The sequence below is a fragment of the Microcella sp. genome (genome assembly GCF_046296455.1).
Taxonomy (GTDB): domain Bacteria; phylum Actinomycetota; class Actinomycetes; order Actinomycetales; family Microbacteriaceae; genus Microcella.
This window is the reverse complement of sequence record NZ_JBKBLF010000003.1, coordinates 46,135-72,050: the sequence shown is the minus strand read 5'-3', so window position 1 is coordinate 72,050 and position 25,916 is coordinate 46,135. Positions and strand designations below refer to the sequence as shown.

The 25,916-nt window shown below is 69.9% G+C and carries 22 protein-coding genes and 1 pseudogene; 9 read left to right on the top strand and 14 right to left on the bottom strand.

The features are described 5' to 3' along the window. Positions 1-9: 9 nt before the first annotated feature. From xylA to ACK4HH_RS02680, 5 genes are all read right to left on the bottom strand, one after another. Positions 10-1,200: a xylose isomerase gene (gene xylA / locus ACK4HH_RS02700; protein WP_409648099.1), complete on the bottom strand. Its 1,191-nt coding sequence runs from the start codon at positions 1,198-1,200 to the stop codon at positions 10-12. Positions 1,201-1,280: 80 nt separating this feature from the next. After that, the gene (locus tag ACK4HH_RS02695; protein ID WP_409648098.1) at positions 1,281-2,114 is read right to left on the bottom strand and encodes an aldo/keto reductase; all 834 of its coding nucleotides are present in this window, start codon (positions 2,112-2,114) and stop codon (positions 1,281-1,283) included. A gap of 89 nt (positions 2,115-2,203) precedes the next feature. Beyond that, on the bottom strand, positions 2,204-3,613 hold the full coding sequence (locus tag ACK4HH_RS02690; RefSeq protein WP_409648097.1) for a rhamnulokinase: 1,410 nt from the start codon (positions 3,611-3,613) through the stop codon (positions 2,204-2,206). A 5-nt stretch (positions 3,614-3,618) separates the two neighbouring features. Next, positions 3,619-5,652, bottom strand: coding sequence for a bifunctional aldolase/short-chain dehydrogenase (locus tag ACK4HH_RS02685; RefSeq protein WP_409648096.1), 2,034 nt, complete (start codon positions 5,650-5,652; stop codon positions 3,619-3,621). Between the two features lie 48 nt (positions 5,653-5,700). Beyond that, positions 5,701-6,450, bottom strand: a complete 750-nt coding sequence (locus ACK4HH_RS02680; protein WP_409648094.1) for a DeoR/GlpR family DNA-binding transcription regulator — start codon at positions 6,448-6,450, stop codon at positions 5,701-5,703. A gap of 200 nt (positions 6,451-6,650) precedes the next feature. Between ACK4HH_RS02680 and ACK4HH_RS02675 the strand changes: the two genes are divergently transcribed. From ACK4HH_RS02675 to ACK4HH_RS02650, 6 genes are read left to right on the top strand one after another with little or no spacing between them, the layout of a single operon-like run. After that, positions 6,651-7,916, top strand: coding sequence for a hypothetical protein (locus tag ACK4HH_RS02675; RefSeq protein WP_409648093.1), 1,266 nt, complete (start codon positions 6,651-6,653; stop codon positions 7,914-7,916). Beyond that, entirely contained in the window at positions 7,913-8,947 is a 1,035-nt protein-coding gene (locus ACK4HH_RS02670; protein WP_409648092.1) for an aldose 1-epimerase family protein, read from the top strand. Before ACK4HH_RS02675 ends, ACK4HH_RS02670 begins: the two co-directional genes overlap by 4 nt. Positions 8,948-8,967: 20 nt before the next feature. After that, the gene (locus ACK4HH_RS02665) at positions 8,968-10,437 is read left to right on the top strand and encodes a sugar ABC transporter ATP-binding protein (RefSeq protein ID WP_409648091.1); all 1,470 of its coding nucleotides are present in this window, start codon (positions 8,968-8,970) and stop codon (positions 10,435-10,437) included. Beyond that, a complete protein-coding gene (locus ACK4HH_RS02660; protein WP_409648090.1) occupies positions 10,434-11,420 on the top strand; it encodes an ABC transporter permease in 987 nt (328 codons plus the stop codon). The genes ACK4HH_RS02665 and ACK4HH_RS02660 overlap by 4 nt, the downstream gene beginning before the upstream one ends. Next, positions 11,417-12,460, top strand: a complete 1,044-nt coding sequence (locus tag ACK4HH_RS02655) for an ABC transporter permease (RefSeq protein ID WP_409648089.1) — start codon at positions 11,417-11,419, stop codon at positions 12,458-12,460. Before ACK4HH_RS02660 ends, ACK4HH_RS02655 begins: the two co-directional genes overlap by 4 nt. Next, positions 12,457-13,440 carry a sugar ABC transporter substrate-binding protein gene (locus tag ACK4HH_RS02650; RefSeq protein WP_409648087.1) on the top strand — a complete coding sequence of 328 codons (984 nt, stop codon included), beginning with the start codon at positions 12,457-12,459 and terminating at the stop codon, positions 13,438-13,440. Before ACK4HH_RS02655 ends, ACK4HH_RS02650 begins: the two co-directional genes overlap by 4 nt. Before the next feature lie 138 nt (positions 13,441-13,578). Here the strand turns inward: ACK4HH_RS02650 and ACK4HH_RS02645 are convergent. From ACK4HH_RS02645 to ACK4HH_RS02605, 9 genes and pseudogenes are all read right to left on the bottom strand, one after another. Then, a pseudogene (locus ACK4HH_RS02645) lies at positions 13,579-14,547 on the bottom strand (LacI family DNA-binding transcriptional regulator); the annotation flags it as partial. Positions 14,548-14,582: 35 nt separating this feature from the next. Next, positions 14,583-14,930 carry a putative quinol monooxygenase gene (locus ACK4HH_RS02640; RefSeq protein WP_409648086.1) on the bottom strand — a complete coding sequence of 116 codons (348 nt, stop codon included), beginning with the start codon at positions 14,928-14,930 and terminating at the stop codon, positions 14,583-14,585. Between the two features lie 3 nt (positions 14,931-14,933). Beyond that, positions 14,934-16,364, bottom strand: a complete 1,431-nt coding sequence (locus tag ACK4HH_RS02635) for an arabinose isomerase (protein WP_409648197.1) — start codon at positions 16,362-16,364, stop codon at positions 14,934-14,936. Then, positions 16,364-17,533 carry an L-rhamnose isomerase gene (gene rhaI / locus ACK4HH_RS02630; RefSeq protein WP_409648085.1) on the bottom strand — a complete coding sequence of 390 codons (1,170 nt, stop codon included), beginning with the start codon at positions 17,531-17,533 and terminating at the stop codon, positions 16,364-16,366. The genes ACK4HH_RS02635 and rhaI overlap by 1 nt, the downstream gene beginning before the upstream one ends. After that, positions 17,530-17,907, bottom strand: a complete 378-nt coding sequence (locus ACK4HH_RS02625) for an L-rhamnose mutarotase (RefSeq protein WP_409648084.1) — start codon at positions 17,905-17,907, stop codon at positions 17,530-17,532. The genes rhaI and ACK4HH_RS02625 overlap by 4 nt, the downstream gene beginning before the upstream one ends. Positions 17,908-17,989: 82 nt before the next feature. Then, positions 17,990-19,051: a rhamnose ABC transporter substrate-binding protein gene (locus ACK4HH_RS02620; RefSeq protein ID WP_409648082.1), complete on the bottom strand. Its 1,062-nt coding sequence runs from the start codon at positions 19,049-19,051 to the stop codon at positions 17,990-17,992. A gap of 2 nt (positions 19,052-19,053) precedes the next feature. Continuing rightward, a complete protein-coding gene (locus ACK4HH_RS02615; RefSeq protein WP_409648080.1) occupies positions 19,054-20,139 on the bottom strand; it encodes an ABC transporter permease in 1,086 nt (361 codons plus the stop codon). Beyond that, positions 20,132-21,157 (bottom strand): ABC transporter permease, encoded by a 1,026-nt coding sequence (locus tag ACK4HH_RS02610; protein WP_409648079.1) that lies wholly within the window; start codon positions 21,155-21,157, stop codon positions 20,132-20,134. Before ACK4HH_RS02610 ends, ACK4HH_RS02615 begins: the two co-directional genes overlap by 8 nt. Further along, the gene (locus ACK4HH_RS02605; RefSeq protein WP_409648077.1) at positions 21,154-22,671 is read right to left on the bottom strand and encodes a sugar ABC transporter ATP-binding protein; all 1,518 of its coding nucleotides are present in this window, start codon (positions 22,669-22,671) and stop codon (positions 21,154-21,156) included. The genes ACK4HH_RS02610 and ACK4HH_RS02605 overlap by 4 nt, the downstream gene beginning before the upstream one ends. A gap of 114 nt (positions 22,672-22,785) precedes the next feature. Between ACK4HH_RS02605 and ACK4HH_RS02600 the strand changes: the two genes are divergently transcribed. The 3 genes from ACK4HH_RS02600 (at position 22,786) to ACK4HH_RS02590 (ending at position 25,901) form a co-directional block, all read left to right on the top strand. Next, entirely contained in the window at positions 22,786-23,811 is a 1,026-nt protein-coding gene (locus ACK4HH_RS02600) for a LacI family DNA-binding transcriptional regulator (RefSeq protein ID WP_409648076.1), read from the top strand. Positions 23,812-23,884: 73 nt separating this feature from the next. Further along, on the top strand, positions 23,885-24,592 hold the full coding sequence (locus tag ACK4HH_RS02595; RefSeq protein WP_409648074.1) for a GntR family transcriptional regulator: 708 nt from the start codon (positions 23,885-23,887) through the stop codon (positions 24,590-24,592). A 76-nt stretch (positions 24,593-24,668) separates the two neighbouring features. Further along, on the top strand, positions 24,669-25,901 hold the full coding sequence (locus tag ACK4HH_RS02590; RefSeq protein WP_409648072.1) for an alpha-hydroxy-acid oxidizing protein: 1,233 nt from the start codon (positions 24,669-24,671) through the stop codon (positions 25,899-25,901). Positions 25,902-25,916: the final 15 nt, after the last annotated feature.

Sequence of the window (25,916 nt, the reverse complement as noted above, 5' to 3'; positions counted from 1 at the left end):
GCGTCACGGCTAGCGGGCGCCCATGAGGTGCTCGGTCGCGAGCTGCTGCAGGTGCACGAAGCCGAAGCCCTTGCCGTTGAAGTACGAGCCGGCGTCGAAGCTCTCGAACGCGCTCGCGTCGGCGAGCAGGTCGTCGATGCTCTCGCCCGCGCCGAGCGTGGGCTGCGCGAGCTCGTCGACCCGGGCCGCGGCGAGCGCCGCCTGCACCTCGGGGTCGGCGCGGAAGGCCGCGGCGCGCTCCTTGAGAAGCAGGTAGGTGCGCATGTTGGCGACGGCCGAGGCCCAGACCCCGTTCTCGTCTTCGGTGCGCGAGGGCTTGTAGTCGAAGTGGCGCGGGCCGTCGTACGCACGACCGCCGCCGGGGGCGCCGTTCTCAAGCAGGTCGACAAGCGAGAAGGCGTTGTGCAGGTCGCCGTGGCCGAAGACGAGGTCTTGGTCGTACTTGATGCCGCGCTGGCCGTTGAGGTCGATGTGGAAGAGCTTGCCGGCCTCGAGCGCCTGCGCGATGCCGGCCGTGAAGTTGAGGCCCGCCATCTGCTCGTGCCCGACCTCGGGGTTGAGGCCGACGAGCTCGGGGTGCTCGAGCGTCTCGATGAACGCCATGGCGTGGCCGAGAGTCGGAAGCAAGATATCGCCGCGCGGCTCGTTGGGCTTCGGCTCGATCGCGAAGCGGATGCCGTAGCCCTTGTCGGTCACGTACTGGGTGAGGATGTTGACGGCCTCGCGGTAGCGCGCGATCGCCGAGCGCACGTCTTTCGCGGCGTCGTACTCGGCGCCCTCGCGGCCGCCCCACATGACGAAGGTGTGCGCACCGAGCTCGGCCGCGAGGTCGAGGTTGCGCAGCACCTTGCGCAGCGCGAAGCGGCGCACAGCGCGGTCGTTCGAGGTGAAGCCGCCGTCTTTGAACACGGGCGCGCTGAACAGGTTGGTCGTGATCATGGGCACCTTCAGGCCCGTGGATGCCGTGGCCGCGATGAGCCGATCGATCTGGGTGCGCCGCTCGGCGTCCGTCGAGCCGAACGCGAAGAGGTCGTCGTCGTGCAGCGTGAGGCCGTAGGCCCCCAGCTCGGTGAGCTTCTCGACGACGTGCACGACGTCGAGCGGGGCACGGGTGGGCCCGCCGAAGGGGTCGGCACCGTTGTAGCCGACGGTCCAGAGCCCGAAGGTGAAGTGGTCGGCGGGGGTCGGCGTCGTTGCCATGGTGTCTCCTTGATCGAGAGCGCGCGACATCGGCGCCCCCTCCACCGTATCCGCCGGCGCCCGCGTCACCGCCGTGTTCGTCAGACGGCGACGCCGCGCGAGGCGAGGTCGCCGAGCAGCGCCTGCCGCAGCTCATCGTCGACCGGCTCGGCCATGGCGCCGATCGCATCGCGCACCGACTCGACCCGGGTCGAGCCGATGACCGGCCAGTAGCCGGGCAGCACGTCGAGCACGGCGGCGAGCGTCAGGCGGTGCACCGAGGCCGCGCGCTGCGTCGCTAGCGCGGCGACGTGCGGAACGCGCGTGGCGAGGGGCGCGGCGCGGGGGCCGCCGAACGGCGCGTAGCCGAAGAAGTCGATGCCGGCATCGCGGCAGTGCCGGTACTCGGCGAAGCCGTCGACGCCCAGGCCGAGGCGGTTCTGCACCGCATCGATCGGCGCGACCGCGAGCGCGCGGTCGATGAGCTCGGTCGACGCGTTCGACAGCCCGACGGCGCGCGCGAGCCCCTCCTCCCGCAGCGCGGCGAGCGTCGCCACCGACTCCTCGAGGTCGTCGACGCGGTCGGCGCGGTGCAGCAGCAGGAGGTCGAGGGGGCCGCCGAGCAGCTCGACGCTGCGCGCGGCGTCGGCGCGCATCCGGTCGACGCCGCCGTCGGAGTGCCAGGCCGATGCTCCCGCCCGGTAGTGTCCGGCCTTCGTGATGATCGGAAGCCCCGGGCGCCGTTCGCGGCCCTCGGCGGCGAGCCGCTCGCCCACGCCGTCGTCGTCGACGCGCGCGTAGGCCCGCGCCGTGTCGAGCGCGAGCACGCCGGCGTCGACGGCCGCCGCGATCACGGTGCGCGCGTTGTCGTCGGTCGCGCCTTCGTTGAGCACGAGGGCGGCGATGCCGAGCACGACGCCGGGTCGATCGAGCACGGGGGTCACGGTGCACCCCCGGCGATCGATGCGCGGAGCCCCGTCGATCCACTCATGTCTCTGAGCGTAGGGGGCGCGGCGGGCGAACGTCAGCCGCGCGGCTCGAATCGCTGCGGCGACGAGACCTGCGCGACGAGCTCGCGCAGCTGCTCGAGCGAGCCGCCGAGCCCGAGGGCGCGCGCCTGCACGAGCACGTTGCCGAGCGCCGTGGCCTCGACGGGTCCGGCGAGCACGGGCAGTCCGGAGCGATCGGCGGTCAGCTGGCAGAGCAGGCTGTTGAGCGCACCGCCGCCGACGATGTGGATGACCCCCACCTCGCGATCGGCCAGCAGCCGCGCGTCGCGCACGGCCCCGGCGAACGCCGCCGCGAGGCTCTCGAGGATGCAGCGCGCCATCGCGGCGCGGGTCACCGGCACGGCATCGCCGTTCTCGACGAGGGCCGCGGCGATGCGACCGGGCATGTCGCCGGGCGCCATGAAGCGCTCGTCGGAGGCGTCGAAGATCGGCACAGGCTCCGTCACCGCGGCCGCGTCGACGAGCAGGCGGCTGAGGTCGACGGGGCCCGACTCGGCCTCCCACGACCGGATGGTCTCGCTCAACAGCCACAGCCCCATGACGTTGTGCAGGAACCGCACGCGGCCGTCGACGCCGGCCTCGTTCGTGAAGTTGGCTTCGCGGCTGGCGTCGGTGATCACGGGATGCTCGAGCTCGAGCCCGACGAGCCCCCAGGTGCCGCAGCTGATGTAGGCGGCATCGGGCCGCGTCATGGGCACACCGACCACGGCCGAGGCCGTGTCGTGGGATCCGACGGCCGTGACGCGCACCCCCTCGGGTGCGGCGAGGTCGGCGGCCATCGCGGGCGTCAGCGGCCCGAGGTCGCCGCCGGGGCGCACGAGCTCGGGGAAGAGCCGGCGCGGCAGCCCGACCCGCTCGATGAGCGCGTCGTTCCACTCGCCCGTGCGCGGGTCGACCAGCGCCGTCGTCGAGGCGTTGGTCGCCTCGGCGACCGAGCGGCCTGTGAGCCAGTGCACGACGAGGTCGGGGATGAGCAGGAAGCGGTCGGCCGCGGCGAGCGCGTCGCCCTCGGCCGCGAGCTGGAAGACCGTGTTGAACGAGAGGTGCTGGAGCCCGGAGGCGGCATAGAGCTCGTCGGGCGGCACAACGGCGTGCACGGCGGCCACCCCGCGCGCGGTGCGGTCGTCGCGGTAGTGGAAGGGGGTGCCGAGCATCCGATCGCCCGCCATGAGCGCGTAGTCGACTGCCCACGAGTCGACGCCGATGCTCGAGATGAGCGGGTCGTCGGCGAAAGCCCGGCGCAGCCCCGCCATGATGTGCTCGCGCAGCGCCTCGATGTCCCAGTGCAGCCCGCCCGCCCGCTTCACCGGACCGTTCGGGAAGCGCGCGACCTCGACGAGCTCGAGCTGGTCGGGCCCGATGACGGCCCGCATGACCCGGCCGCTCGTAGCGCCCAGATCGATCGCGGCGACGTGGATGCTCATGGCGGCTACCGCAGGAACGCCGCGGCGACGCCCGCGTCGACGGGGATGTGGAGGCCGGTCGTGTGCGAGAGGTCGGGGCCCGTGAGCACCGCGACGGCGTTGGCCACGTGCTCGGGCAGCACCTCGCGCTTGAGGATCGTGCGCTGAGCGTAGAACTTGCCGAGGTCGTCTTCGGCCACGCCGTAGGTCGCGGCGCGATTGGCGCCCCACCCGGAGGCGAAGATGCCCGAGCCGCGCACGACGCCGTCGGGGTTGATGCCGTTGACCTTCACGCCGTGCTCGCCGAGCTCGACCGCGAGCAGCCGCACCTGGTGCGCCTGGTCGGCCTTCGTCGCCGAGTAGGCGATGTTGTTGGGGCCCGCGAACACCGAGTTCTTGCTCGAGATGTAGATGACGTCGCCGCCCATCCTCTGCTCGATGAGCACGCGCGCGGCCGTCTTCGCCACGAGGAAGGAGCCCTTGGCCATGACGTCGTGCTGCAGGTCCCAGTCGGCCTCGGTCGTCTCGAGCAGCGGCTTGCTGAGCGACAGCCCGGCGTTGTTGACGACGATGTCGATGCCGCCGAACGCGAGCACGGCATCCTGGATGCCCCGCTCGATCTGCGCCTGATCGGTCACGTCGACCTGCACGCCGATCGCGACATCGGCCGAGCCGAGCTCGGCCGCGGCCGCCTGCGCCTTGGCGAGGTCGAGGTCGGCGATGACGACGCACGCGCCCTCGGCCGCGAGCCGCGTCGCGATCGCCTTGCCGATGCCGCTCGCGGCGCCCGTGACGAAGGCGACCCGCGTGGCGTGGCTCTTGGGGCTCGGCATGCGCTGCAGCTTGGCTTCTTCGAGCGCCCAGTACTCGATGCGGAACTTCTCGGCATCGCTGATGGGCGTGTAGGTGCTCACCGATTCGGCGCCGCGCATGACGGTGATCGCATTGAGGTAGAACTCGCCCGCCACGCGGGCGGTCTGCTTGTTCGCCCCGAAGCTGAACATGCCCACACCCGGCACGAGCACGATGAGCGGGTCGGCCCCGCGCATGGCCGGCGACTCGGGGGTCGCGTGCGCCTCGTAGTACGCGGTGTAGTCGGCGCGGTACGCCTCGTGCAGTGCTCTCAGGCGCTGGATGCTCGCCTCGACGCTCGCCCCGGCCGGCAGGTCGAGCAGCATCGGCTTGACCTTCGTGCGCAAGAAGTGGTCGGGGCAGCTCGTGCCCAGAGCCGCGAGCGCCGGGGCCTTCGCCGAGGCGATGAAGTCGAGCACGCGGGCGTCGTCGGTGAAGTGGCCGACCATCGGCCGGTCGTGGCTCGCGAGTCCGCGGATCGTCGGCGCGAGCGCGGCGGCCTTCGCGCGGCGTTCCTCGGCCGGCAGCGCCCCGTACCCTCTGCGCTCCCGGCCGAAGGGAGCCTTCTTGCCTTTCGCGTCGAGGTAGGCCTGCGCGGTGTCGATGATCCACCGGCTGTTCTTCTCGCACTGCGCGCTCGAGTCGGCCCACGCCGTGATGCCGTGCCCGCCGAGGATGCAGCCGATCGCCTGCGGGTTCGCGGCCTTGATCGCGGCGATGTCGAGCCCGAGCTGGAACCCCGGTCGGCGCCACGGCACCCACACGACCTTCTCGCCGAAGATCTTCTTCGTAAGCGTCTCGCCGTCTTTCGACGTGGCGATGGCGATGCCGGCGTCGGGGTGCAGGTGGTCGACGTGGGCCGCATCAACGAGGCCGTGCATGGCGGTGTCGATGCTGGGGGCCGCGCCGCCCGTGCCGTGCAGGCAGTAGTCGAAGGCCGCGACCATCTCGTCCTCACGGTCGAGGCCGGGGTAGACGTCGACGAGGGCGCGCATGCGGTCGAGGCGCAGCACAGCCAGGCCGTGCTCGGTGAGCGTGCCGAGGTCGCCGCCCGAGCCCTTGACCCACAGCAGCTCGATGGGCTCGCCCGTGACGGGGTCGGTCTCGGTGCCCTTGGCCGAGGTGTTGCCGCCCGCGTAGTTGGTGATGCGGGGGTCGGCTCCCAGACGGTTGCTGCGGGCGATGAGTGCTGCCGGTGTGCTGACCATGATCGCTCTCGTGTTAGAAGTTGTTACTTTTTGCAAACAGTAACAGCGTCATCGAATCTCGACAAGGTCGCGGAAGGGGTCGAGCCGCTCATCGGCCGGGTCGAGGTCGGTGACGAGCACATCGACGGCGCTCCAGGCCAGCGCGAGCACGAGCGCCTGCTGGCCGAGCTTCGACGAGTCGGCGAGCACGACGGATGCGCGGGCGCCCGCGGAGAGCACCTGCTTGACGGCGGCCTCCTCGAGCGAGACCTCCATGGTCCCGATGGCCGCGTCGACGGCGCTCGCGGAGGTGAAGAACCGGTCGACCGCGAACCCGCGTGCGGTCTGCTCGGCGGTCGGGCCGACGAGGCTGCCCGTGCGCTCCTCGAGCTCGCCGCCGATCAGCACGGCGCGCACTCCCGAGCGGGCGCGGGCGATCGCGGCGTTGTCGATCGAGTTGGTCACGACGAGCAGCCGCTGCGGGCGCAGCATGGCCAGCAGCGCGCCGCTCGTCGTCGAGGCATCGAAGGCCGCGGCTCCGTCATCCGGAACCAGGGGCAGCGCCTTGCGGGCGATCGCCGCCTTGGCCGACGCGCGCGTCGCGGCGCGCTCGCCGAACGCCCGCGGTCGCACGGGGGCGACGGCACCCCCGCGCACCCGGCGCACGACGCCCTCCGCATCGAGCTGCTGGATGTCGCGGCGCACGGTCATGACCGAGACGCCGAGCTCATCGGCCGCGGGGTCGAGCTGCACGACGCCGTCGCGCTCGAGGATCTCGAGCAGCTGCGCTCGGCGGCGGGCGGGCAGGGGGGCGACCATGACTCACAGGGTACGCAGTGGGGCGTGGCGAAAATGTTGCGCGTCACATCTTGACACGCCCCGTTCACCCGGGTTAGGTTCACTGAATCAAGCGGTGGTTCAATGAACCAGATCCCGAATCCCCGTGAGAACTGCCCCGCACCAGTCGTGCGGACCAGGCGATGGCGCCGAACTCGGGCGCCCGATCAATGAGGGAAGCCATGAGCAAGGCGGGACCGTACGAGGGAGTCACCTCCACCGAGGCGAGCATCGAGCGAGCGATGGAGGCCGGCGGCGGCATCCTGCGCCTCGCGCCCGCCTGGGTGCCCCGCTCGTTCTGCACGCCCGGCAAGCGGCTGCGCCTGCACCCCGACGACTACTTCCCGCTCGGCAAAGACCGCGGCGGCATCGACGAGCGCTGGTTCTCGAGCGCCATTCGCGCTGAGAACGGCCCCCTCACCGACCCGTTCGAAGGGTTGAGCCTCGTCGTCGGCCCCGATGGCGAGATCATCCCCTTCGACGAGTTCATCGCCCACACCAAGGGCGCGGCGATCGGCGGCCTCTTCGACGAGTACGGCACGTGGCCGATGTACTCGAAGTTCTTCGACAACCAGTTCCCCCTCCCCTTCCACCTGCACCAGAAGGACGAGCACGCGGCCCTCGTCGGCAAGCGCGGCAAGCCCGAGGCCTACTACTTCCCGCCGCAGCTCAACAACCACGGCGGCGAGTTCCCGTACACCTTCTTCGGGTTCCACCCCGAGACCACCCGCCAGCAGGTGCTCGACAAGCTGCAGGGATTCCTCCGCGGCGGTGACAACCGCATCACCGAGCTCTCGACCGCGTACCGCATCACGCCCGGCACCGGTTGGGACGTGCCGCCGGGCGTGCTGCACGCGCCCGCGAGCATGTGCACCTACGAGCCGCAGTCGGCGAGCGACGTCTTCGCCATGACCGAGTCGTGGTCGAACAACCGCGAGGTGCCCGACGAGCTGCTCTGGAAGGACATCCCCGCCGACCGCGTCGGCGACCTCGAGTTCGTGCTCGAGATCATGGACTGGGAGCGCAACGTCGACCCCGAGTTCTGGAGCCACCGCTTCACGGCGCCCCTCGAGACCGGCGCGAGCATCGCCTCGGGCGACGACCGCTATATCGAACGGTGGATCACCTACCGCTCGACCGCCTTCAGCGCGAAGGAGCTGACCGTGCGCCCCGGGGGCGAGGTCACGATCGCCGAGAGCGACGCCTACGGCTTCATCGCCGTCGACGGCCACGGCGACATCAACGGCCTCCCCGTCGCGGCCCTCTCGTCGATCCGCTACGGCCAGCTCTCGCACGACGAGTACTTCGTCACGGCCTCGGCCGCGCAGGCGGGCGTGCGCGTGCGCAACACCTCGTCGAGCGCCGACCTCGTGCTGCTCAAGCACTTCGGCCCCGGCAACAGCGAGCTCGCGGCCGACGCCGGCCCCGTCGCAGGAGAGCGTGCATGACCTCGACTCCCGAGCTCTTCGGTCGACCGCGCGGCGAGGCCGAGCGGCGCATCGGCGCGCTCGATCAGCTCGCGCGCATCGACCGGTTCGTCGACGACGACGGCTCGGGCAGAGGCGCGCGCCGGCTGCGCCTCGTGACGGGCGGCGGGCTCGAAGTCGAGCTGCACCCCGATCGAGCGCTCGACCTCGGCCAGGTCACCTACCGCGGCATCCCCCTGGCCTGGATCTCGCCCGTCGGCATGTCGACGCCCGCCCTCGCCGAGTCGCGCGGGGGGCAGTGGCTGCGCTCGTTCGGCGGTGGGCTGCTCGCGACCTGCGGGCTCGACACCTTCGGTCCCCCGACCGTCGACGACGGCGTCGAGTACCCGCAGCACGGCCGCGTCGGCGTGACGCCCGCGACCCTCACCCGCACCGAGATCGTCGGCGACGAGCTCGTCGTCGCCGGCACGGTTCGCCAGGCCGCGGTGTTCGCTGAGAACCTCCTCCTGCAGCGCACATGGTCGGCCGATGTCGGCGGCTCGACGCTGCGGCTGCACGACACCGTGCGCAACGAGGGCCTGACCGATGCCGGCCACATGGTGCTCTACCACGTCAACATCGGCTGGCCGCTGCTCGACGAGTCGGCGACCCTCGAGGTCGAGTCGCGCGAGGTGACGCCCCGTGATGCGGATGCGCGCTCGGGCGCAGGCCGGTGGCACCAGATCGAGCCGCCGCAGGAGGGCTTCCGCGAGCAGGTGTTCGGCCACGACTTCCGCGACCACGGCATCGTCACCGTGGCGATCGACAACCCGGCGCTCGACCTGCGCCTCGAGATCGCTTTCGACTCCGCCACCCTCCCGGCGATGCACCAGTGGAAGATGAGCGGCGAGGGCCACTACGTCATGGGGCTCGAACCGGTCAACGTCAACACCTTCGCCGGGCGCGCGGGCGCGACGGCCGCAGGCGTGCTGCCCGTGCTGCGTCGCGGCCGCGACGTGTCGTACTCGCTCGAGCTGCGACTCGGATCCTCGCGACTCGGGGGTGGACGATGACGCCTTCGTCGGCTCTGCGCATGACCGGCATCTCGAAGTCGTTCCCGGGCATCCGCGCGCTCTCCGAGGTCGACCTCGATGTCGCCGCCGGCGAGGTGCACGCGGTCGTCGGCGAGAACGGCGCCGGCAAGTCGACGCTCATGAAGGTGCTCGCGGGCGTCTACCAGCCCGACGAGGGCACGATCGAGCTCGAGGGCGCCGCCGTGCGCCTGGCCGACCCGATCGAGGCCCGCCGCCGCGGCATCGGCATGGTGTACCAAGAGCTCAACCTCGTGCCCGACCTCACCGTGGCCGAGAACATCCTGCTCGGCTCGACGCCCTCCCGGCTCGGCATCGTCGACCGCCGCGCGCTGCGCGAGCAGGCCCGCGCGGTGCTCGACGAGCTCGATGCGCGCATCCACACCGACGACCTCGTCGGCTCGCTCACCGTCAGCCAGCAGCAGATCGTCGAGATCGCCAAGGTCTACGCCGCCCGACCGAAGATCGTCGTGCTCGACGAGCCCACGTCGTCGCTCAGCGAGCACGAGACGCAGGCGCTGTTCCGCATCATCGGGCGGATGACCGACGCGGGTATCGCCGTCATCTACATCTCGCACCGCCTGCGCGAGGTGCTCGACATCTCGCAGCGCGTGACGGTGCTGCGCGACGGCCGCCTCGTCGAGACCCGGTCGACGAGCGGCATCAGCGCGGCAGAGATGATCCGGCTCATGGTCGGGCGCGACCTCACCGAGGTCTTCCCCAAGACCGAGGTCGAGATCGGCGACGTCGTGCTCGACGTGCGCGGCCTCACGCGGTCGGGCGAGTTCGACGACATCAGCCTCACCGTTCGCTCGGGAGAGATCCTCGGGCTCGCCGGACTCGTCGGGGCCGGCCGCACCGAGGTCGCGCGGGCGATCTTCGGTCTCGACGATGCCGACGCGGGCACGATCGAGGTCGACGGCACGGCCGTGCGCATCCGCGGCCCGCGCGACGCCGTGCGGGCCGGCATCGCCTACGTGCCCGAAGACCGCAAGCGCGACGGCATCGTGCCGCAGCTGTCGATCAAGGACAACATCTCGCTCTCGGTGCTCGACCGCGTCTCGGTCGGCGGATGGATCAGGCCCGGCGCCGAGCGGGCGCTCGCCCGGCAGAAGGCGGAGGAGCTCTCGGTGTCGCCCCCCGCGATCGCCCCGCGCATCGACACGCTGTCGGGCGGCAATCAGCAGAAGGTCGTCTTCGCCAAGTGGCTCGCCACGGGTCCGCGCGTGCTCATCCTCGACGAGCCCACCCGGGGCGTCGACGTCGGTGCGAAGGCCGACATCCACACGATCATCGGCGAGCTCGCGGCGCAGGGCACCGCGATCATCCTCATCTCGAGCGAGCTGCCCGAGGTGCTCGCCGTGAGCGATCGCATCGTGGTGCTGCACGAGGGGCGCATCGCCGCCGAACTGCCGCGCGGCGCCGCCGAGCACGAGGTCATGCACGCTGCGACCGGGGAGGTCTCATCATGAGCGCACTCGCGCCCCCGCCCACGCGCACGGTCGAGCGCGGGCTGTTCAGCACCTACGGAGCCCGACTCGGACTGCCGGCCGGCATCGTCGTGACGATGATCGTCGGCTCGCTCCTGAGCGACCGGTTCCTCACGCTGCAGAACCTCACGAACGTGCTCATCAACATGTCGATCGTCGGCATCATCGTCGTCGGCATGACCTTCGTGTTCGTGACGCGGGGCCTCGCCGATCTCTCGGTGCCGGCGACGGTCGCGGTCGGCGGGTTGCTCGTGCTCGGGCTGCAGCCGAGCATCGGTACGGTCCCGGCGGCGCTCGTGGGCGTGCTCGCCGCGGCCATCGCCGGAGCGGTCAACGGGTGGCTGGTGGGCTACGCCGGCCTCAACCCGGTGATCACGACGCTCGCGAGCGGCACGATCGTGCTCGGCATCGCCCAGGTCTTCGTCGGCGGCGTCATCGTCTACGGCAGCGACCCCGAAGCGCAGGCGTTCCTCACCGGCCGGGTGTTCGGGGTCGTGCCCGTGATCGTCCTCATCTTCCTCGCGATCGTGGCGGCCGGCCACCTCGTGCTCAGCCGCACCGTCATCGGGCGCTGGTCGTACGCGGTCGGCAGCAACCCGCTCGCCACGCAGGCGAGCGCGGTGCCCGTGAAGCGGGTGCGGGCCTTCGCGTTCCTTTTGACCGGCACGCTCGCCGGACTCAGCGGGGTGCTGCTCGGCATCACGCTGCAGACCGCGCGCCCCGGCATCGGCATGGGGTACGAGTTCGACGCCATCACCGCGGTCGTCGTCGGCGGCGTGAGCCTGCTGGGCGGTTCGGGCACGGTGCTCTACGCGTTCGGGGGCCTGCTCTTCGTGCAGCTGCTCACCAACATCATGGTGCTGCAGGGGGTCGCGACCGAGCCGCAGGGCCTCGTCAAGGGAGCGCTCATCGCGGGCGCCGTGGCGATCGATGTCGCACTGCGCAAGCGGGGAGGACGGGAATGAGCACGTCGCGCCACATCCTCGACAGCGAGGTCTTCCACGCGCTCGTGCGCAACCGGGTGGTGATCATCCTCGCCGCCACGCTCATCCTCGGGGCGACGCTCGTTCCGGGCTTCCTCGACTTCCGCACGGCGAGCCTGGGCCTCGACCGCATGGCCACGCTCGGACTGCTCGCCATCGGTCTCACCGTCGTCCTCATCGCGGGGCAGCTCGACCTGTCGGGGGGCGCGATCCTCGCGCTCTCGGGCATCGCCACCATCGGGCTGCAGGAGTCGCTCGGCCAGATCCCCGCCGCGTTCGTCGGACTCGGTGTCGGCGTCGCCGCCGGCGCCGTCAACGGCTTCCTCGTCGTCGTGCTGCGCATCAACTCGCTCGTGGCGACGCTCGCGTCGATGCTGTTCTTCCGAGCGCTGTGCCACCTCATCACCGAGTCGCGGCCGGTCAGCGGCATCGACCCGCTGTTCGGGCTCGTCGTCTCGCGACCCATCGCGGGCACGTTCACAGGTCGCACCCTGCTGTTCTTCGCGCTCATCATCCTGCTGCACCTGTGGCTGACGCGCTCGGTCGCGGGCCGCCAGCTGTTCGCGGTCGGCAGCAATCCGGCGAGCGCCGAGGCCAGCGGCATCCGCTCGCGCGCCTACCTCTTCGGGGCGTTCGTCTTCAGCGGCACGATGGCGGGCGTCGCCGGGGTCATCCAGAGCCTCAGCGTCAACACGGGCTCGCCGGTCTTCGGCGAGAGCATCGTGCTCGTCGCCATTGCCGCCGTCGTGATCGGCGGCACCCGACTCGAGGGCGGGCGCGGTTCGGCCCTCGGCACCCTCGGCGGGCTGCTGACCATCGCGGCGCTCACGACCGCGATGGAGTACCAGAGCGTTCCCGCGTACCTGCAGGACATCGTGACCGGTGTGATCCTCCTGCTCCTGATCCTGCTCGACCGCACCGTGTCGGGCAGCCAACGCCGTGATGTCACGCTCGCCGCACTGTGGCGACGAGCGCGGTCCTCGCGGTCTTCCCGAAAGAACGAAAGGACCCCTGCACCATGAGAAAACGAATCTCCCTGGTCGGCTCCGCCGCCGCGGTGGCCGCAGTCGGACTCGTCCTGTCCGGTTGCGCCGCTCCCGCCCCCGCTGACGACGGCGCCGCCGCCGACAGCCCGGTCGAGATCTGCTACGTCACCGCGGCCGAGGCGCACCCCTACGTCACCCCGGCGAACGAGGCGTTCGACGCCGCGGCCGCCGAGGCGGGCGCGACCGTCACCCGTCTGTCGCAGGAGTTCGATGTGCAGACCGGCACCGAGCAGCTCACCACGTGCGTCGGGCGCAACCCCGACGGCATCGTGCTCTGGCCGCTCGACCCGCAGGCCTACATCCCCGGCCTGATCGCGGCCCAGGACGCCGGCATCCCGGTCGTGCTCATCAACTCGCCGATGGACGACGAGGCCCTGCCCTACGTCACCTCGTTCACCGGTCCGGACGTCTACGAGGAGGGCGTGCTCTCCGCCGACGCCCTCAACGAGGCGCTCGGCGGCGAGGGCAACGTCGTCATCATCGCGGGTCAGGCCGGCAACGGCACGACCATCGGCCGCACCGACGGGTTCACCGAGCGACTGACCGAGCTCGGCTCGGGCATCGAGGTGCTGCAGGTCGTCAACGCCGACTTCGACCAGCAGAAGGCGCTCGAGGCGAGCCGCGACCTGATCACGCGCTTCGGCGATGACATCGACGGCGTCTACGCCAACGACGACACCATGGCGCGCGGCTTCATCGACGCCTGGGCCGAGTCGGGCCGCAGCCTCGACGAGATCCCGCCGATCGTCGGCATCAACGGCCAGAAGGACGCGTTCGAGTCGATCAAGGCGGGGCAGTTCTTCGCCACGATCGTGCAGTCGCCCGTCGAGGACGGCAAGCTCGCCCTCAACACGATCGTCGCCGCCGCCCGCGGCGAGGCCGTCGAGGCGCGCATCGGCATCCCGCTCACGGTCGTGACGATCGACAACGTGAACGACGTCGAGCCCGCGTTCTAGACCACCGCGGTTCAGCACGACCAACGACGTCGGGGCCCCAACAGTAGACGAGGAGCGGGCCCGACGTGCGTGCCCGCCAACCCCCCCGCGCGCACCCGGCCCCGCGCCGGCGCACACCCGCCCCCCCAACTCCGGCCGGAGGACGACGTGGTTCGCCGTCGGGATGGTCTTGGTCGTGCGGGCCAGGAGGTCCATGATCATGTCGACCGCCGTGCGCCCGAGGCCGAAGCGGGGCTGGCTCACGGTCGTGAGGGGGACGCTCGAGACCGACGCCCATTCGAGATCGTCGTAGCCGACGATCGCGATGTCGTCGGGGATGCGCACCCCGTCGCGCAGCAGCTGCTGCTCGAGGCCCAGGGCGAGCATGTCGTTGGCGCAGAAGACCGCCGTCGGCCGCCGCGCCGGCAGCCGCTCGGCGAGCCGGCGAGCGGCGGACCGGCCCGCCTCGATCGTCCACGAGTCCGCTTCGATGAGCTCGAACTCGACGCCCGGCGAGGCGTCGACGACGCTCCGCGCACCCGCGAGACGCGTGCGCACCTTGGGGCTCTGCTCGGGGTGGCCGAGGAAGGCGATGCGGCGGTGGCCCTCGCCGACGAGGTGGCGCGCGCCGAGGCGCCCGCCCTCGAAGTCGTCGACGACGACCGACCAGCAGTCGCGGTCGTCGCCCACGCGGTCGACGAAGACCATCGGCACCCCGCGGTCGCGCAGCATCTCGAGTCGGGGGCTGCGCTCGTCGACGGGGGCGATGATGATGCCCTGCACGCGCGACTGCACGAGCAGGTCGAGGTTCTGCTGCTCGCGCACGGGGTCGTAGCCGCTGTTGCAAAACACCACCCCGACGCCGAGCTCTTTGCAGCGCTCCTCCGCCCCGAGCGCCACGTCGACGAAGAAGGGGTTGTCGAGGTTCGCGATCGCGAGCCCGAGCGTACGCACGCGGCCGGGCCGGAACTGCCGGGCGCCCTGGTCGGGCACGAAATCGAGCTCGCGGATGGCGGCGAGCACGCGCTCCCGCGTCTCCTCCCGCACGTACGACGGGCGGTTCAGAACGTTGCTGACCGTGCCGGCAGAGACCTGGGCGAGGCGCGCGACATCGCGGATGGTCGCCATGCGCACCCCCTTCATCGACCGTTCAATGAACCAGCCTACTCCGGGTCGAACGCGCCTCCGATACATCGCGGGATGACACCGCGGGCCTCGTCGCCGAGGGGCACCGCGTCGAGCATCCAGACGTCATACGGGCGTTCGAGCAGATCGGCGTTGAGCTCGTTGAGGCGTGCGAGCGGGGTGCCCGCGGCGTGCGCATCGAGGTCAGCGCGGGTGGTCCAGCGCTCGACCATCACGACCGTATCGCCGCCCTGTTCGAGGTGTGCCGCGTAGAGCTCGCACCCCGCTTCGTCATGCACGAGCGGAGAGACCTCGCGAAACGACTCGATGACCTGCGGGCCTTTGCCGGGCTTCGCGGTCAGCACCGCGACGACGATAAGGGACACCGATCACACCTGGCGGAAATCGATACCGAGCAGGCTCGCAGCGGCCTTGTAGTCGTCGGCGCGGTGCCCGATCGATAGCGACCAGTGGTGGCCGATGCCCGTCGCACTCCACTCGTCGACCCACTCGCCAGGATCACGGCCGAAGTCGACCCGGCTCGTGGTGTTGCCGATCGCCAGCAACGGACCCGGCACCACGGTGCCCTCCGAGGCGATGAAGGCCAGACCGCCGTCACGATCCTGCCCCAGGCCGAGTAGCGTCACCGGGCCCTGCTGCACGTCGAACTCGACGCTCACCCCCCAGCCGCGCTTGCCATGGAAGACGCCGAGTCCGCGCAGGAGCGGGTCGCGCGAGCTGACGGCGAGGTGGGCCGGCCCATCGTGCCCCATCTCGACGACGCCGTCGTCAAAATTGAGCGCCTGGATCTCACAGAACGAGCCTCCGGCACCGACGACTTGGGTGGCGAGCTGCGCCACGGTCGTGCGCAGCTCGTACTCGCCGGTCGCGGGGATGCCGCGGGCGGTGAGCAGGGAGGCTCCGAGGATCATGCCGGCACCGAGGCGCTCGTGCTGCTCGCCGTCGAGGCCGCGGTGATAGTAGGCGAGGCTGTCGAGCTCGAAGTCGTCGACCAGTCGGTCCAGACCGACCGACACCTGCGCACCCCAGGCGAAATCGTCGTCGACGACGGTGTCGTCGAGCGTGAAGATCTCGCGGGCGAGCTCCATGCGGGCTCGCGTCTCCGCCTCGGTGACTTTCTCGACCCGCACGCGCAGGTCGTCGAACTCGAGAACCTCGATGTGCGACCCGAACGTCACCGGGAGGAGCGTGAGATCGGTCGAGACATCGAGCATGCCGGGGTACACGTGACCCATGAGTCCGTGGCGGGCGTGACGGAGGGTCGCCCGCACGTGCGCGGCGTTGATCCACTGCTCGATGCGGCGCCAGGCCGGCTCGTGCGCCAAGTGGCCTGAGACCGAGCGGAACGGGATGCCCGCACGGCGGAAGACGTTGCCGACCTCGGGAACCGAGCACTGCCCGCAGTAGGCGAGCCAGGCCCCGGTGTCGAAGTTCGCGTGGTCCATCTTCTCCGACGGTTGCAGATCGATCACGAGCACGGGCGTGTTCGAGCGCTGCGCGATCGGGAGCACCATCGACGACGTCAGATACGTCGTCAGGAACATGACGATCAGATCGCAGTCGGCGGCCCGCAGCTTCTCAGCCGCGACCGCACCCTCCTGTGCATCCGAGATGAAGCCGACATCGACGACGTCGGCATCCATCGCCTGAAATCGAGCGGAGACGACTCGGGCGCTCTCCTGCAGCTGCGGCAGCAGCGTTGGGAACTGGGGCCAGTAGGTGCCCAGGCCGCCGGCGACGAGCCCGATCCGGGTCTTCCGTCGCACCTTCGGTGTCAGTACCGTCGAGATCTCGGTCATCACGCTCCCCATCCTGCTTGTGTGCCGCCGACCCGTTCGGCGACGATCCGGTCACGGTAGCCGCTCGCGGCGTAAGCGGCCATCGGGTCGGCCGGCAGGCCCCGCGACTCGCGCCAGGCGGCGAGGTCGGGGCGGACATCCGTGTAGAAGGCATCCATGAGGACGCTGTTCGCCGCGAGCACGTCGTTGGCGCGCTGGGCTGCATCGAGGGCGTCGCGATCGATCAGCAGAGCGCGCGCGGTCATCTCCTGCACGTTGAGCACGCTGCGGATCTGGCCGGGGATTTTCTCCTCGATGTTGTGGCACTGGTCGAGCATGAAGCCGACGTCGCTACCGTCGTCGTACGCTCCGCCGCGCACGACTTCGACCATGATGCGGAAAAGCTGGAACGGGTCGGCGGCACCGACGATGAGGTCGTCATCGGCGTAGAAGCGCGAGTTGAAGTCGAACGAGCCGAGTTTGCCGAGGCGCTGCAGCTGCATGACGATGAACTCGATGTTCGTGCCCGGAGCGTGGTGGCCCGTGTCGAGGCAGACCATCGCGCGATCCCCGAGGCCGGCGACCTGGGCGTAGGCGGTTCCCCAGTCGGGAACATCGGTGTGGTAGAACGCCGGCTCGAAGAACTTGTATTCGAGCACGAGGCGCTGCTCGTCGCCGAGGCGCTCGTAGATCGCGGCGAGGCTCTCGGCGAGGGCGTCCTGACGCCGCCGCATGTCATCCTGCCCGGGGTAGTTCGTTCCGTCGGCGAGCCAGATCTTGAGGTCGCGCGAGCCCGTCTGGTGCATGACGTCGATGCACGCGAAGTGGTGATCGATCGCGCGCTGGCGGGCGACCGGGTCGCTCGCGGCGAGCGAGCCGAACTTGTACTCCTCGTCCTGGAAGGTGTTCGAGTTAATCGTGCCGAGTGCGACACCATGCTCCTCGGCGTGAGCGCGCAGGGCCGTGTAGTCGTCCACCGCGTCCCACGGTATGTGCAGCGCGACGGTCGGGGCGAGGCCCGTGTGCGCGTGCACCTGGGCCGCATCCGCGATCTTCTCGAAGGGGTCGCGCGGGGTGCCGGGCGTGCCGAAGACGCGGAAGCGCGTGCCCGAGTTGCCGAAGGCCCACGAGGGCAGCTCGATGGCTTGGCGCTCGAGGTGCGGCGCAATCTGAGCGAAGCGGGGAGTCATGGGGTCGTCTTTCGATCGGAGGTGTCTGTCAGAGCCGCGAGCTGTGTCTCCAGCTGGAAGACGAGAGGAAGGGTGCGCATACTCTCGTCAGGTCGGCCCTGCAGTTCGACGAAGTACGGGGCCATCTCGGCCTGCCAGCGGGCGTTGACCTCGGTCTGTGACATCGCCGTCTGCGCGGCTGCGAAGTCGTCGGTCTCGAGATACCCGATGAGGAGTCCGTCATCGTCGAGGAAGAGCGAGTAGTTGTGCCAGCCGGTCGCCGAGAGGGCTTCGAGCATCTCAGGCCAGACGGCCTCGTGGCGCTCGCGGTACTCGTCGAGCCGATCGGGGCGCACCTGCAGGATGAAGCACACCCGCGTGCGGTCGGTGGTCATGAGCGGCTCCGGTGGCAGAGAGGGAAAGGGTCGAGTGGTGGCGGGGGCCGAGCCGGGGCCCGGCCCCCGCACCGGATAGCGACTAGAAGGAGATGTACTCGTACTGGTCGATGTTCTCGGCGTTGAACTCGAGCAGCTCGCCGACGATGATCAGGCCGTCCGGTCCGATCGTGTAGGTGCCGAGCTTGCCGGCCTCGAAGGTCTCGCCCTCAGCACCGGTGATGGTGCCGTCGAGCAGGGCCTTGCCCGCGTACGCCGCCAGGTAACCGACCTCGGACGGGTCCCACAGCGCGAAGCCCTCGACGGTGCCGTCGAGCAGGTACTCCTTCATCTGGCCCGGGAGACCGAGACCGACGAGCGCGACCTGGCCCTTGTACTCCGACGTCGAGAGGTAGCGAGCCGTCGCCGCGATGCCGACCGTCGTGGGCGAGATGATGCCCGCGAGGTTGGGGTACGACTGCAGCAGGCCCTGGGCCTCCTGGAACGACTTGGTGTCGTCGTCGTCACCATAGACGGTGGCCACGAGGTCCCACTCGTACTCGGGGTTCGCCTCGATCTCGGCGATCATGGCCTCGATCCACGCATTCTGGTTGGGCGCTGCGGCGGTGGCCGACAGGATGGCGATCTCGCCGGTGCCACCGATCTGGTCGAACAGCTGCTTCAGCTGACCAGCGGCCACGAGCTCGACCGACACCTGGTTGATGAAGATGTCGCGGCACTCGACGGCCGAGTCGGAGTCGAAGGTGATGATCTTCGCTCCGCCAGCGCGAGCGTCTTCGAGCGCGGGGCAGACAGCGTTCGGGTCGTTGGGCGACACGGCAATGATCTGCGTTCCGTTCTGGACCTCGGTCTGGATGAACGGGATCTGGCTGTCGGCACCGGCATCGAGCGGAGCGGCCTCGTTGTACACGAAGCCAAGCTCCTCCGCCGCCTCCTTCGCGCCCGAGAGCTCGAGCGTGATGTAGGGGTTGTTGAGGTTCTTCGGGATGAACGTGATGGTGGCACCCTCGCTCGAACCCTCGCCCTCTCCGGCAGGGGCCTCAGTAGCGCAGCCAGTCAGGGCGAGTGCGGCGACGGTGCTCGCCGCGGCGAACGTGAGCAGGCGGCGACGAACGCCCCCGCGGTGATTGCGAAGCAACTCCATTGTCATTCCTTCTCTTGGTGGGCGGTCGTCGAGAGTTCGACGCCGTGATCTCCCCGGGCGGTGCCCTGGGGAAGCGAGCGGCGGCTGCGGGTCGAGGCGCGTCGGCGGCGAACCGCATCGACGACGCTCGGCGCGACCACCGAGATGATGAGCAGGGTGCCGGTGATGATGATGAGCACCACTTCAGGCACACGCTGCAAGCGGAGCGCGTAGTTGATGACGCTGATGATGAGCACGCCGGTGATCGCGCCGACGACCGTTCCACGGCCGCCGAAGATCGAGACGCCGCCCAGGAGCACCGCGGCAATAACCGTCAGTTCTAGCCCGGTAGCACTGTCGCTGCGGGCGCTGTAGTAGAGCGCCCAGTAGACGCCCACGAGCGCCGAGACGAATCCGCTGGCGACGAAGAGCCAGAACTTCGAGCGTGCGACCTTGATGCCCACGAAGGTGGCGGCGTCTTTCGAGTAGCCGAGCGCATACAGCCCTCGACCGAACGGTGTGAGGTGCAGCACTACTGAGAACATGATCACGAAGGCGAGCACGATGAGGATCACCGCGGGGATGCCGGTAGCGCCAAGCTTCAGGTTGATGAACTGGGCGAACTCCGGCGGGTACGAGCTGCTCGAGACCGAGTTGTCGCCGATGAACACGAGGGTCAGGCCTCGATAGAGCGCGAGCGTGCCGATCGTGACCGCGAGAGAGGGGAGGCCGAGGAAGGCGATGAGCACGCCGTTGAGCACTCCCCCGAGCGTGCCGACGACCACGGCCGCGCCCGCCGCCGGTAGGAACTCCCAGCCAGCGAGGGTGAGCGACCCGATCGTCGCCGTGCTCATACCGACGATGCTCGCCACGGAGAGGTCGATCTCGCCGGTGATGATGATGAGCGTCATCGGCAAGGCGATCATGAGGATCGGCACGGCGTTGAGCAGCAGGTACCCGACCGTGACCGGGCCCGCGAATCGCGGGAGCGCCAGGCTCGCGATCAGGATGATCAGCAGCAGCACCCCGACGAGCACCGCATCACGGCTGCGCAGCCAGGTGATGACGGGATGGGCACGGCGCGGCATGGCGGTCGAGGTCTCAGTCATTGCGGGCCTCACTCACGCGAAGTCGACGAGCGGTGCGGATGCTCGCGAGGCGGTCGATAATGATGGCGGCCAGGATCAGGACGCCCACGACCGCTTGCTGCCAGAACTTGTCGACCCGCAGCGCGGTCAGCGAGCTGGTGATCGTCGTGAGCAGGAGCGCGCCGATCGCGGCCCCGACCACAGTGCCCGATCCGCCGAAGATGGCGACCCCGCCGACCACCGCGGCCGCCACGACATCGAGCTCGATGCCGGTCCCCGTGGTCGCGCCGACGGAGCTGAAGCGTGACGCGTAGAGCACCCCACCCAGGCCTGCGAGCCCGCCGTTGATCAGAAAGGCGGTGAAGACCCGCCGCCGCACTGGGATGCCGAACAGGGTCGCCGCCGTGGGGTCGGAGCCGATGGCGTAGAAGTCGCGGCCCGACCGGGTGCCGCAGAGCACGATGGCCAGGATCACCAGAACCACGAGCGCGATGAGCGTGATGACCGGGAAGCCGAAGACGGTATCGACCGAGAGGTTCCCGAACTCCTCGGGACGGTCTCCCGAGAAGTACTCGCGCCCACCGGCCCAGGCGTTGTTGATGCCCCGGTAGACGTAGAGCGTGCCGAGCGTGATGACTAGTGCTGGCACGCCGGCCAGGGTGACGAGGAGACCGTTGATGGCTCCAAGCAGGGTTCCGAGCAGGATCCCGGCGAGGAAGACCAGCGGGATCGGGATTCCGGGCACGGCCGCGAACAGCGTGCCCGTCAGGAAGCCGGAGAGCCCGAGGATCGAGCCGACCGAGAGGTCGACGTTGCGGGTGATGATGACGATCGCCTGCCCGACCGCCAGGATCAGAACGATCGTGGCGTTGAGCAGCAGGTCTTTCGTGCTTTGGGGCGTCAGGAATCGCGGGTTGATGAGCGCCGTGATGATGACGAGAACGACGAGGGCGACCGCGACGGGCAGCTCGCGAAGTCGGAGCACTCCGCGCAAGCGGTCGCCGAACGGTCGGCGCTGGTCGTGCGCAGCGGCGGTCATCGTGCGTCCTCTCCCACGGCCGTCGCGGCGCGCATCACGGATTCGGGGGTGGCGTCGGCCCGATCGAGCTGCGCGGTGATGGCTCCTTCGCGCACGACGATCACGCGGTCGGCCATGCCGAGCACCTCGGGCAGCTCGGAGGAGATCATGATGATCGCGATGCCCCGACCCGCGAGATCAGACAGGAGCCGGTGAACCTCGGCCTTGGTACCGATATCGATTCCCCGGGTCGGTTCGTCGACGATCAGCAGTCGCGGTTCTGTGGCCAGCCACTTCGCGAGCACGACCTTCTGCTGGTTGCCGCCCGAGAGGGTCGAGACCTCGGCGTCGAGCGAGCCCTTGACCTGCAAACGCCTCGTCCACCTCGCGGCCTCGCGGTGCTCTCGGGCGCCGCTGATGATGCCGAGACGCGCGAGCACGTGGCGCAGCGTCAGCGTCGCGTTGCGTGCGACCGAGAGATCCATCACGAGGCCCTGCTTGCGGCGGTCTTCCGGCACGAAGGCGATTCCGGCATCGATCGCCGCCATGGGGTCTCCGGGGCGCAAGGGAGCTCCGAGCAGTTCGACACGCCCCGAGTCGTAGCGGTCGATGCCGAAGACGGCACGAGCGATCTCGGTACGGCCCGCTCCCACGAGGCCGGAGAAGGCGACGATCTCGCCGGCACGAACCTCGAAGCTCACGTCGCGGAAGACTCCCGCGCTCTGCAGGTCGGTCACCCGCAGCACCACCTCGCCGATCGGCGCGGCGACCTTCGGGAAGAGCTGCGCGATGTCGCGGCCCACCATCTCGCGGACGATGGCGTCGACCGTGGTCTCCCCCGTCGCGTGGGTGGCAATGTACTGGCCGTCGCGCATGACCGTGATGCGGTCGCATAGCGAGAACACCTCGTCGAAGCGGTGGGAGATGAAGAGGATCGCCGCGCCCTGGTCGCGCAGGCTGCGCGCGACCGTGAACAGCCGCTCGACCTCGACACCCGAGAGCGCCGCGGTGGGCTCATCCATGATCAGCACCCGAGCATCCATGGAGATGGCCTTCGCGATCTCGATGATCTGCTGGTCGGCGATCGAGAGGCCCTCTGCGAGCCGATCGGGATCGATCGGCACACCGAGCTGCGCAAAGAGCTGGCGCGACTGGAGGCGCATAGCCGCTCGATCGATGAGACCGAACCGGCCGCGAGGCTGGCGCCCGACGAAGATGTTCTCCGCAACGGTGAGATCGGGGAAGAGCGTGGGCTCCTGATAGATCACGGCGACGCCGGCATCTTTCGCCTGCGCAGTGGTGTGGAAGTCGACCGGGGACCCGCCGAGCCGGTACTCGCCGCGGTCGGGACGGTACAGGCCGGCGATGATCTTCACGAGCGTCGACTTACCCGCGCCGTTCTCGCCGACGAGGGCATGGATGGAGCCGGAGTCGAGGCGGAGCTCGCCGTCGCTGAGGGCGACCACGGCGCCGAAAGACTTGGCGACCGCGGTGAGCTCGAGCGCAGGCGCTGCCGGCTCGGTGTTCGTCGTCACTGACGTGCTCCCAACGTAAAACGTTTCATTAGGTTGAGAGGACGATACAGAGATACGGACAACTCGTCAAATGAAACGAATCACAATCCGGTAAACCCGGCCTAGACTGACCTCGTGATTAAGGGGTCGCCGGCGAGCATGCGCGATGTCGCCGAGCGTGCCGGGGTGTCGATCGGCACGGTCTCGAACGTGCTGAACCGCCCCAACAAGGTCTCGAGCGAGACAGCGCGCAAGGTGCTCGCGGTGATCGACGAGCTGGGGTTCGTTCGCAACGATGCCGCCCGGCAGCTGCGGGCCGGCAGCAGTCGGGCCATCGGACTCATCGTGCTCGACGTGCGCAACCCCTTCTTCAGCGAACTCGCGATCGGCGCCGAGGACGGCGCGCGCGAAGCGGGGTACGCGATCATCCTCGGAAACAGCGATGAGAAGACCGACCGCGAAGCCGGCTATCTCGACCTGTTCGAAGAGCAGCGCATGCGGGGTGTGCTCATCACGCCGTTCGGCGACGTCGAGACGCGACTGCGGCGCCTGCGAGAACGGGGTATTCCCGCGGTACTCGTGGACCGAACGTCGAGCTCGGGCGATGTGAGCTCGGTGTCGGTCGATGACGTGGCGGGCGGGCGGCTCGCCGGTGAGCACCTCGTCGCGAGCGGCCGCCGGCGCATCGCCTTCCTCGGAGGGCCCCTCAGCATCCGTCAGGTGCAGGATCGACTGCTCGGCCTGCAGCAGGTGGCGCAGCAGCATGACGACGTTCGGGTCGAGATCATCACGGGCGCGAGCCTTAGCATCCTCGAGGGCCGGCGGCTCGGCGAGCAGCTCGCGGCCCGCGCCCCGGGAGATCGCCCCGACGCCGTTTTCGCGGCGAACGACCTCATGGCGATCGGGGCGCTGCAGGCCTTCGTCATGCTCGGGACCATGAGGGTGCCCGATGACATCGCGATCGTCGGGTACGACGACATCGACTTCGCGCGGGGTGCCGTCGTGCCCCTGTCATCGGTGCGGCAGCCGGCGGCGCTGATCGGCCGCACCGCCGTGGAGATGCTGCTGGCGGAAGCGGACGAGGGCGCCGACCCGGGTCGTCAGGTCGTGTTCACGCCCGAGCTCATCGTGCGGGCGAGCAGCGCCGGTCGAACCGGGTAGCCGCGGCCGCGTCGCGAGGAGGCCCGGGCGAGAGACTCGTGTACTTGTATAACAATCTGCTACTGTCGCCGTCATGAGCAGTGACGCCCTCGCCGTGACCCGCGTGCCTGATGCGGTGTACGAGGCGCTGCGCGAGAGCATCCTGAGCCAGCGCGAAGCGCCCGGATCCGCCGTGACCGAGCAGGCCATCGCCGATCGCTTCGGGGTCGCACGGCCGACGGCCAAAGTCGCACTCGAGCGCCTCGTGGCCGAGGGGCTGCTGCGGCGCGAGGCGCACAAGACCGCGCGCGTGCCCGAGTTGAGCCGCGACGACATCGTCGACCTCTACGCCAATCGCGCCATCGTCGAAGAGGCCGCGCTGCGCACGCTCGCCGCCGACGGCGTCGTGCCGATCGCGGCCATCGCGGCGCAGCGGATGCTCGTCGACGCCGCTTCGGATGCCTCCACCGCTGACCGCTCGGGCCCGTTGGCCCGCGCCGACATCGCCTTCCACCGCGCTCTCGTCGAGGCGCAGCGCTCCCCCCGGCTCGCGCGCCTGCACGCCCTGCTCATGGGCGAGATCGAGCTGTGCACCGGGCAGGTGCAGGCGCACCGGCTGCTCGCTCTCGACGACGTCGTCGCCCAGCACCAGGGCATCCTCGACGCCGTCGCGGCCGGCGACCCCGAGCGCGCGGGCACCCTGACCCGCGCCCACATCGAGGGCGCGCGCGATCGCCTGCTCGCCCGCTACGACTCCCGCGGGTCACAAATCACGGAACGTCAGCCCGAGAAGTCCCCCTAACCCACGTCGCGATGCCGCGCGGCCCCCGAAACTCCGTGATTTGTGACACGACCGACCTGAGAACGAGGAAACCCCAATGGTGAAACGCCGCTTCCCCCGCCCGAAAGAGCTCGCGCCGCTCATGCGGTTCAAGACGCCCGAGCTCAACGGCAAGAAGCGCCGCCTGCAGGGCGCGCTGACGATCGCCGACCTGCGCGCCATCGCCCAGCGCCGCACCCCGAAGGCGCCCTTCGACTACACCGAGGGCGCGGCCGAGGGCGAGCTGAGCCTCGCCCGGGCGCGGCAGGCGTTCAGCGACATCGAGTTCCACCCCGCGATCCTGCGCGACGTGAGCCAGGTCGACACCGGCTGGGAGGTGCTCGGCGAGCGCGTCGCGCTGCCCTTCGGCATTGCGCCCACCGGCTTCACGCGCATGATGCACACCGAGGGCGAGGTGGCGGGGGCCTCCGCGGCGGCCGCGGCGGGCATCCCGTTCTCGCTGTCGACCATGGGAACGACGAGCATCGAGGATGTTCGAGCAGCGGCGCCCGATGGCCGCAACTGGTTCCAGCTCTACATGTGGAAAGATCGCGAGCGCTCGATGCAGCTCGTCGAGCGCGCGGCGGCCGCGGGCTTCGACACGCTGCTCGTCACGGTCGATGTGCCCGTCGCCGGCGCGCGCCTGCGCGACAAGCGCAACGGCTTCTCGATCCCGCCCGCGCTCACGGTCGGCACGATCGTCAACGCGATCCCGCGCCCGTGGTGGTGGTGGGACTTCCTGACCACCGAGCCGCTCGCCTTCGCGAGCCTCTCGAGCTGGAACGGCACCGTCGGCGAACTGCTCGACGCGATGTTCGACCCCACGGTCACCTACGACGACCTGAAGTGGATCAAGGAGCAGTGGCCCGGCAAGCTCGTCGTCAAGGGCGTGCAGACTGTCGACGACGCGAAGCGCCTCACGAGCCTCGGCGTCGACGGCATCACCCTCTCGAACCACGGCGGTCGGCAGCTCGACCGCGCGCCGATCCCGTTCCACCTGCTGCCCGAGGTCGTGCGCGAGGTCGGAAAGGACACCGAGGTGCACCTCGACACGGGCATCATGTCGGGCGCCGACATCGTGGCGAGCATCGCGCTCGGCGCGCGCTTCACGCTCATCGGACGCGCCTACCTCTACGGCCTCATGGCCGGTGGGCGCGAGGGCGTCGACCGCGCAATCGAGATCCTCCGCGGCGAGATCACCCGCACGATGAAGTTGCTCGGCGTGCGCTCGCTCGACGAGCTCGAGCCGCACCACGTGACGCAGCTGCAGCGGCTCATTCCGCGCGGCTGAGCGTCACCCACCGGG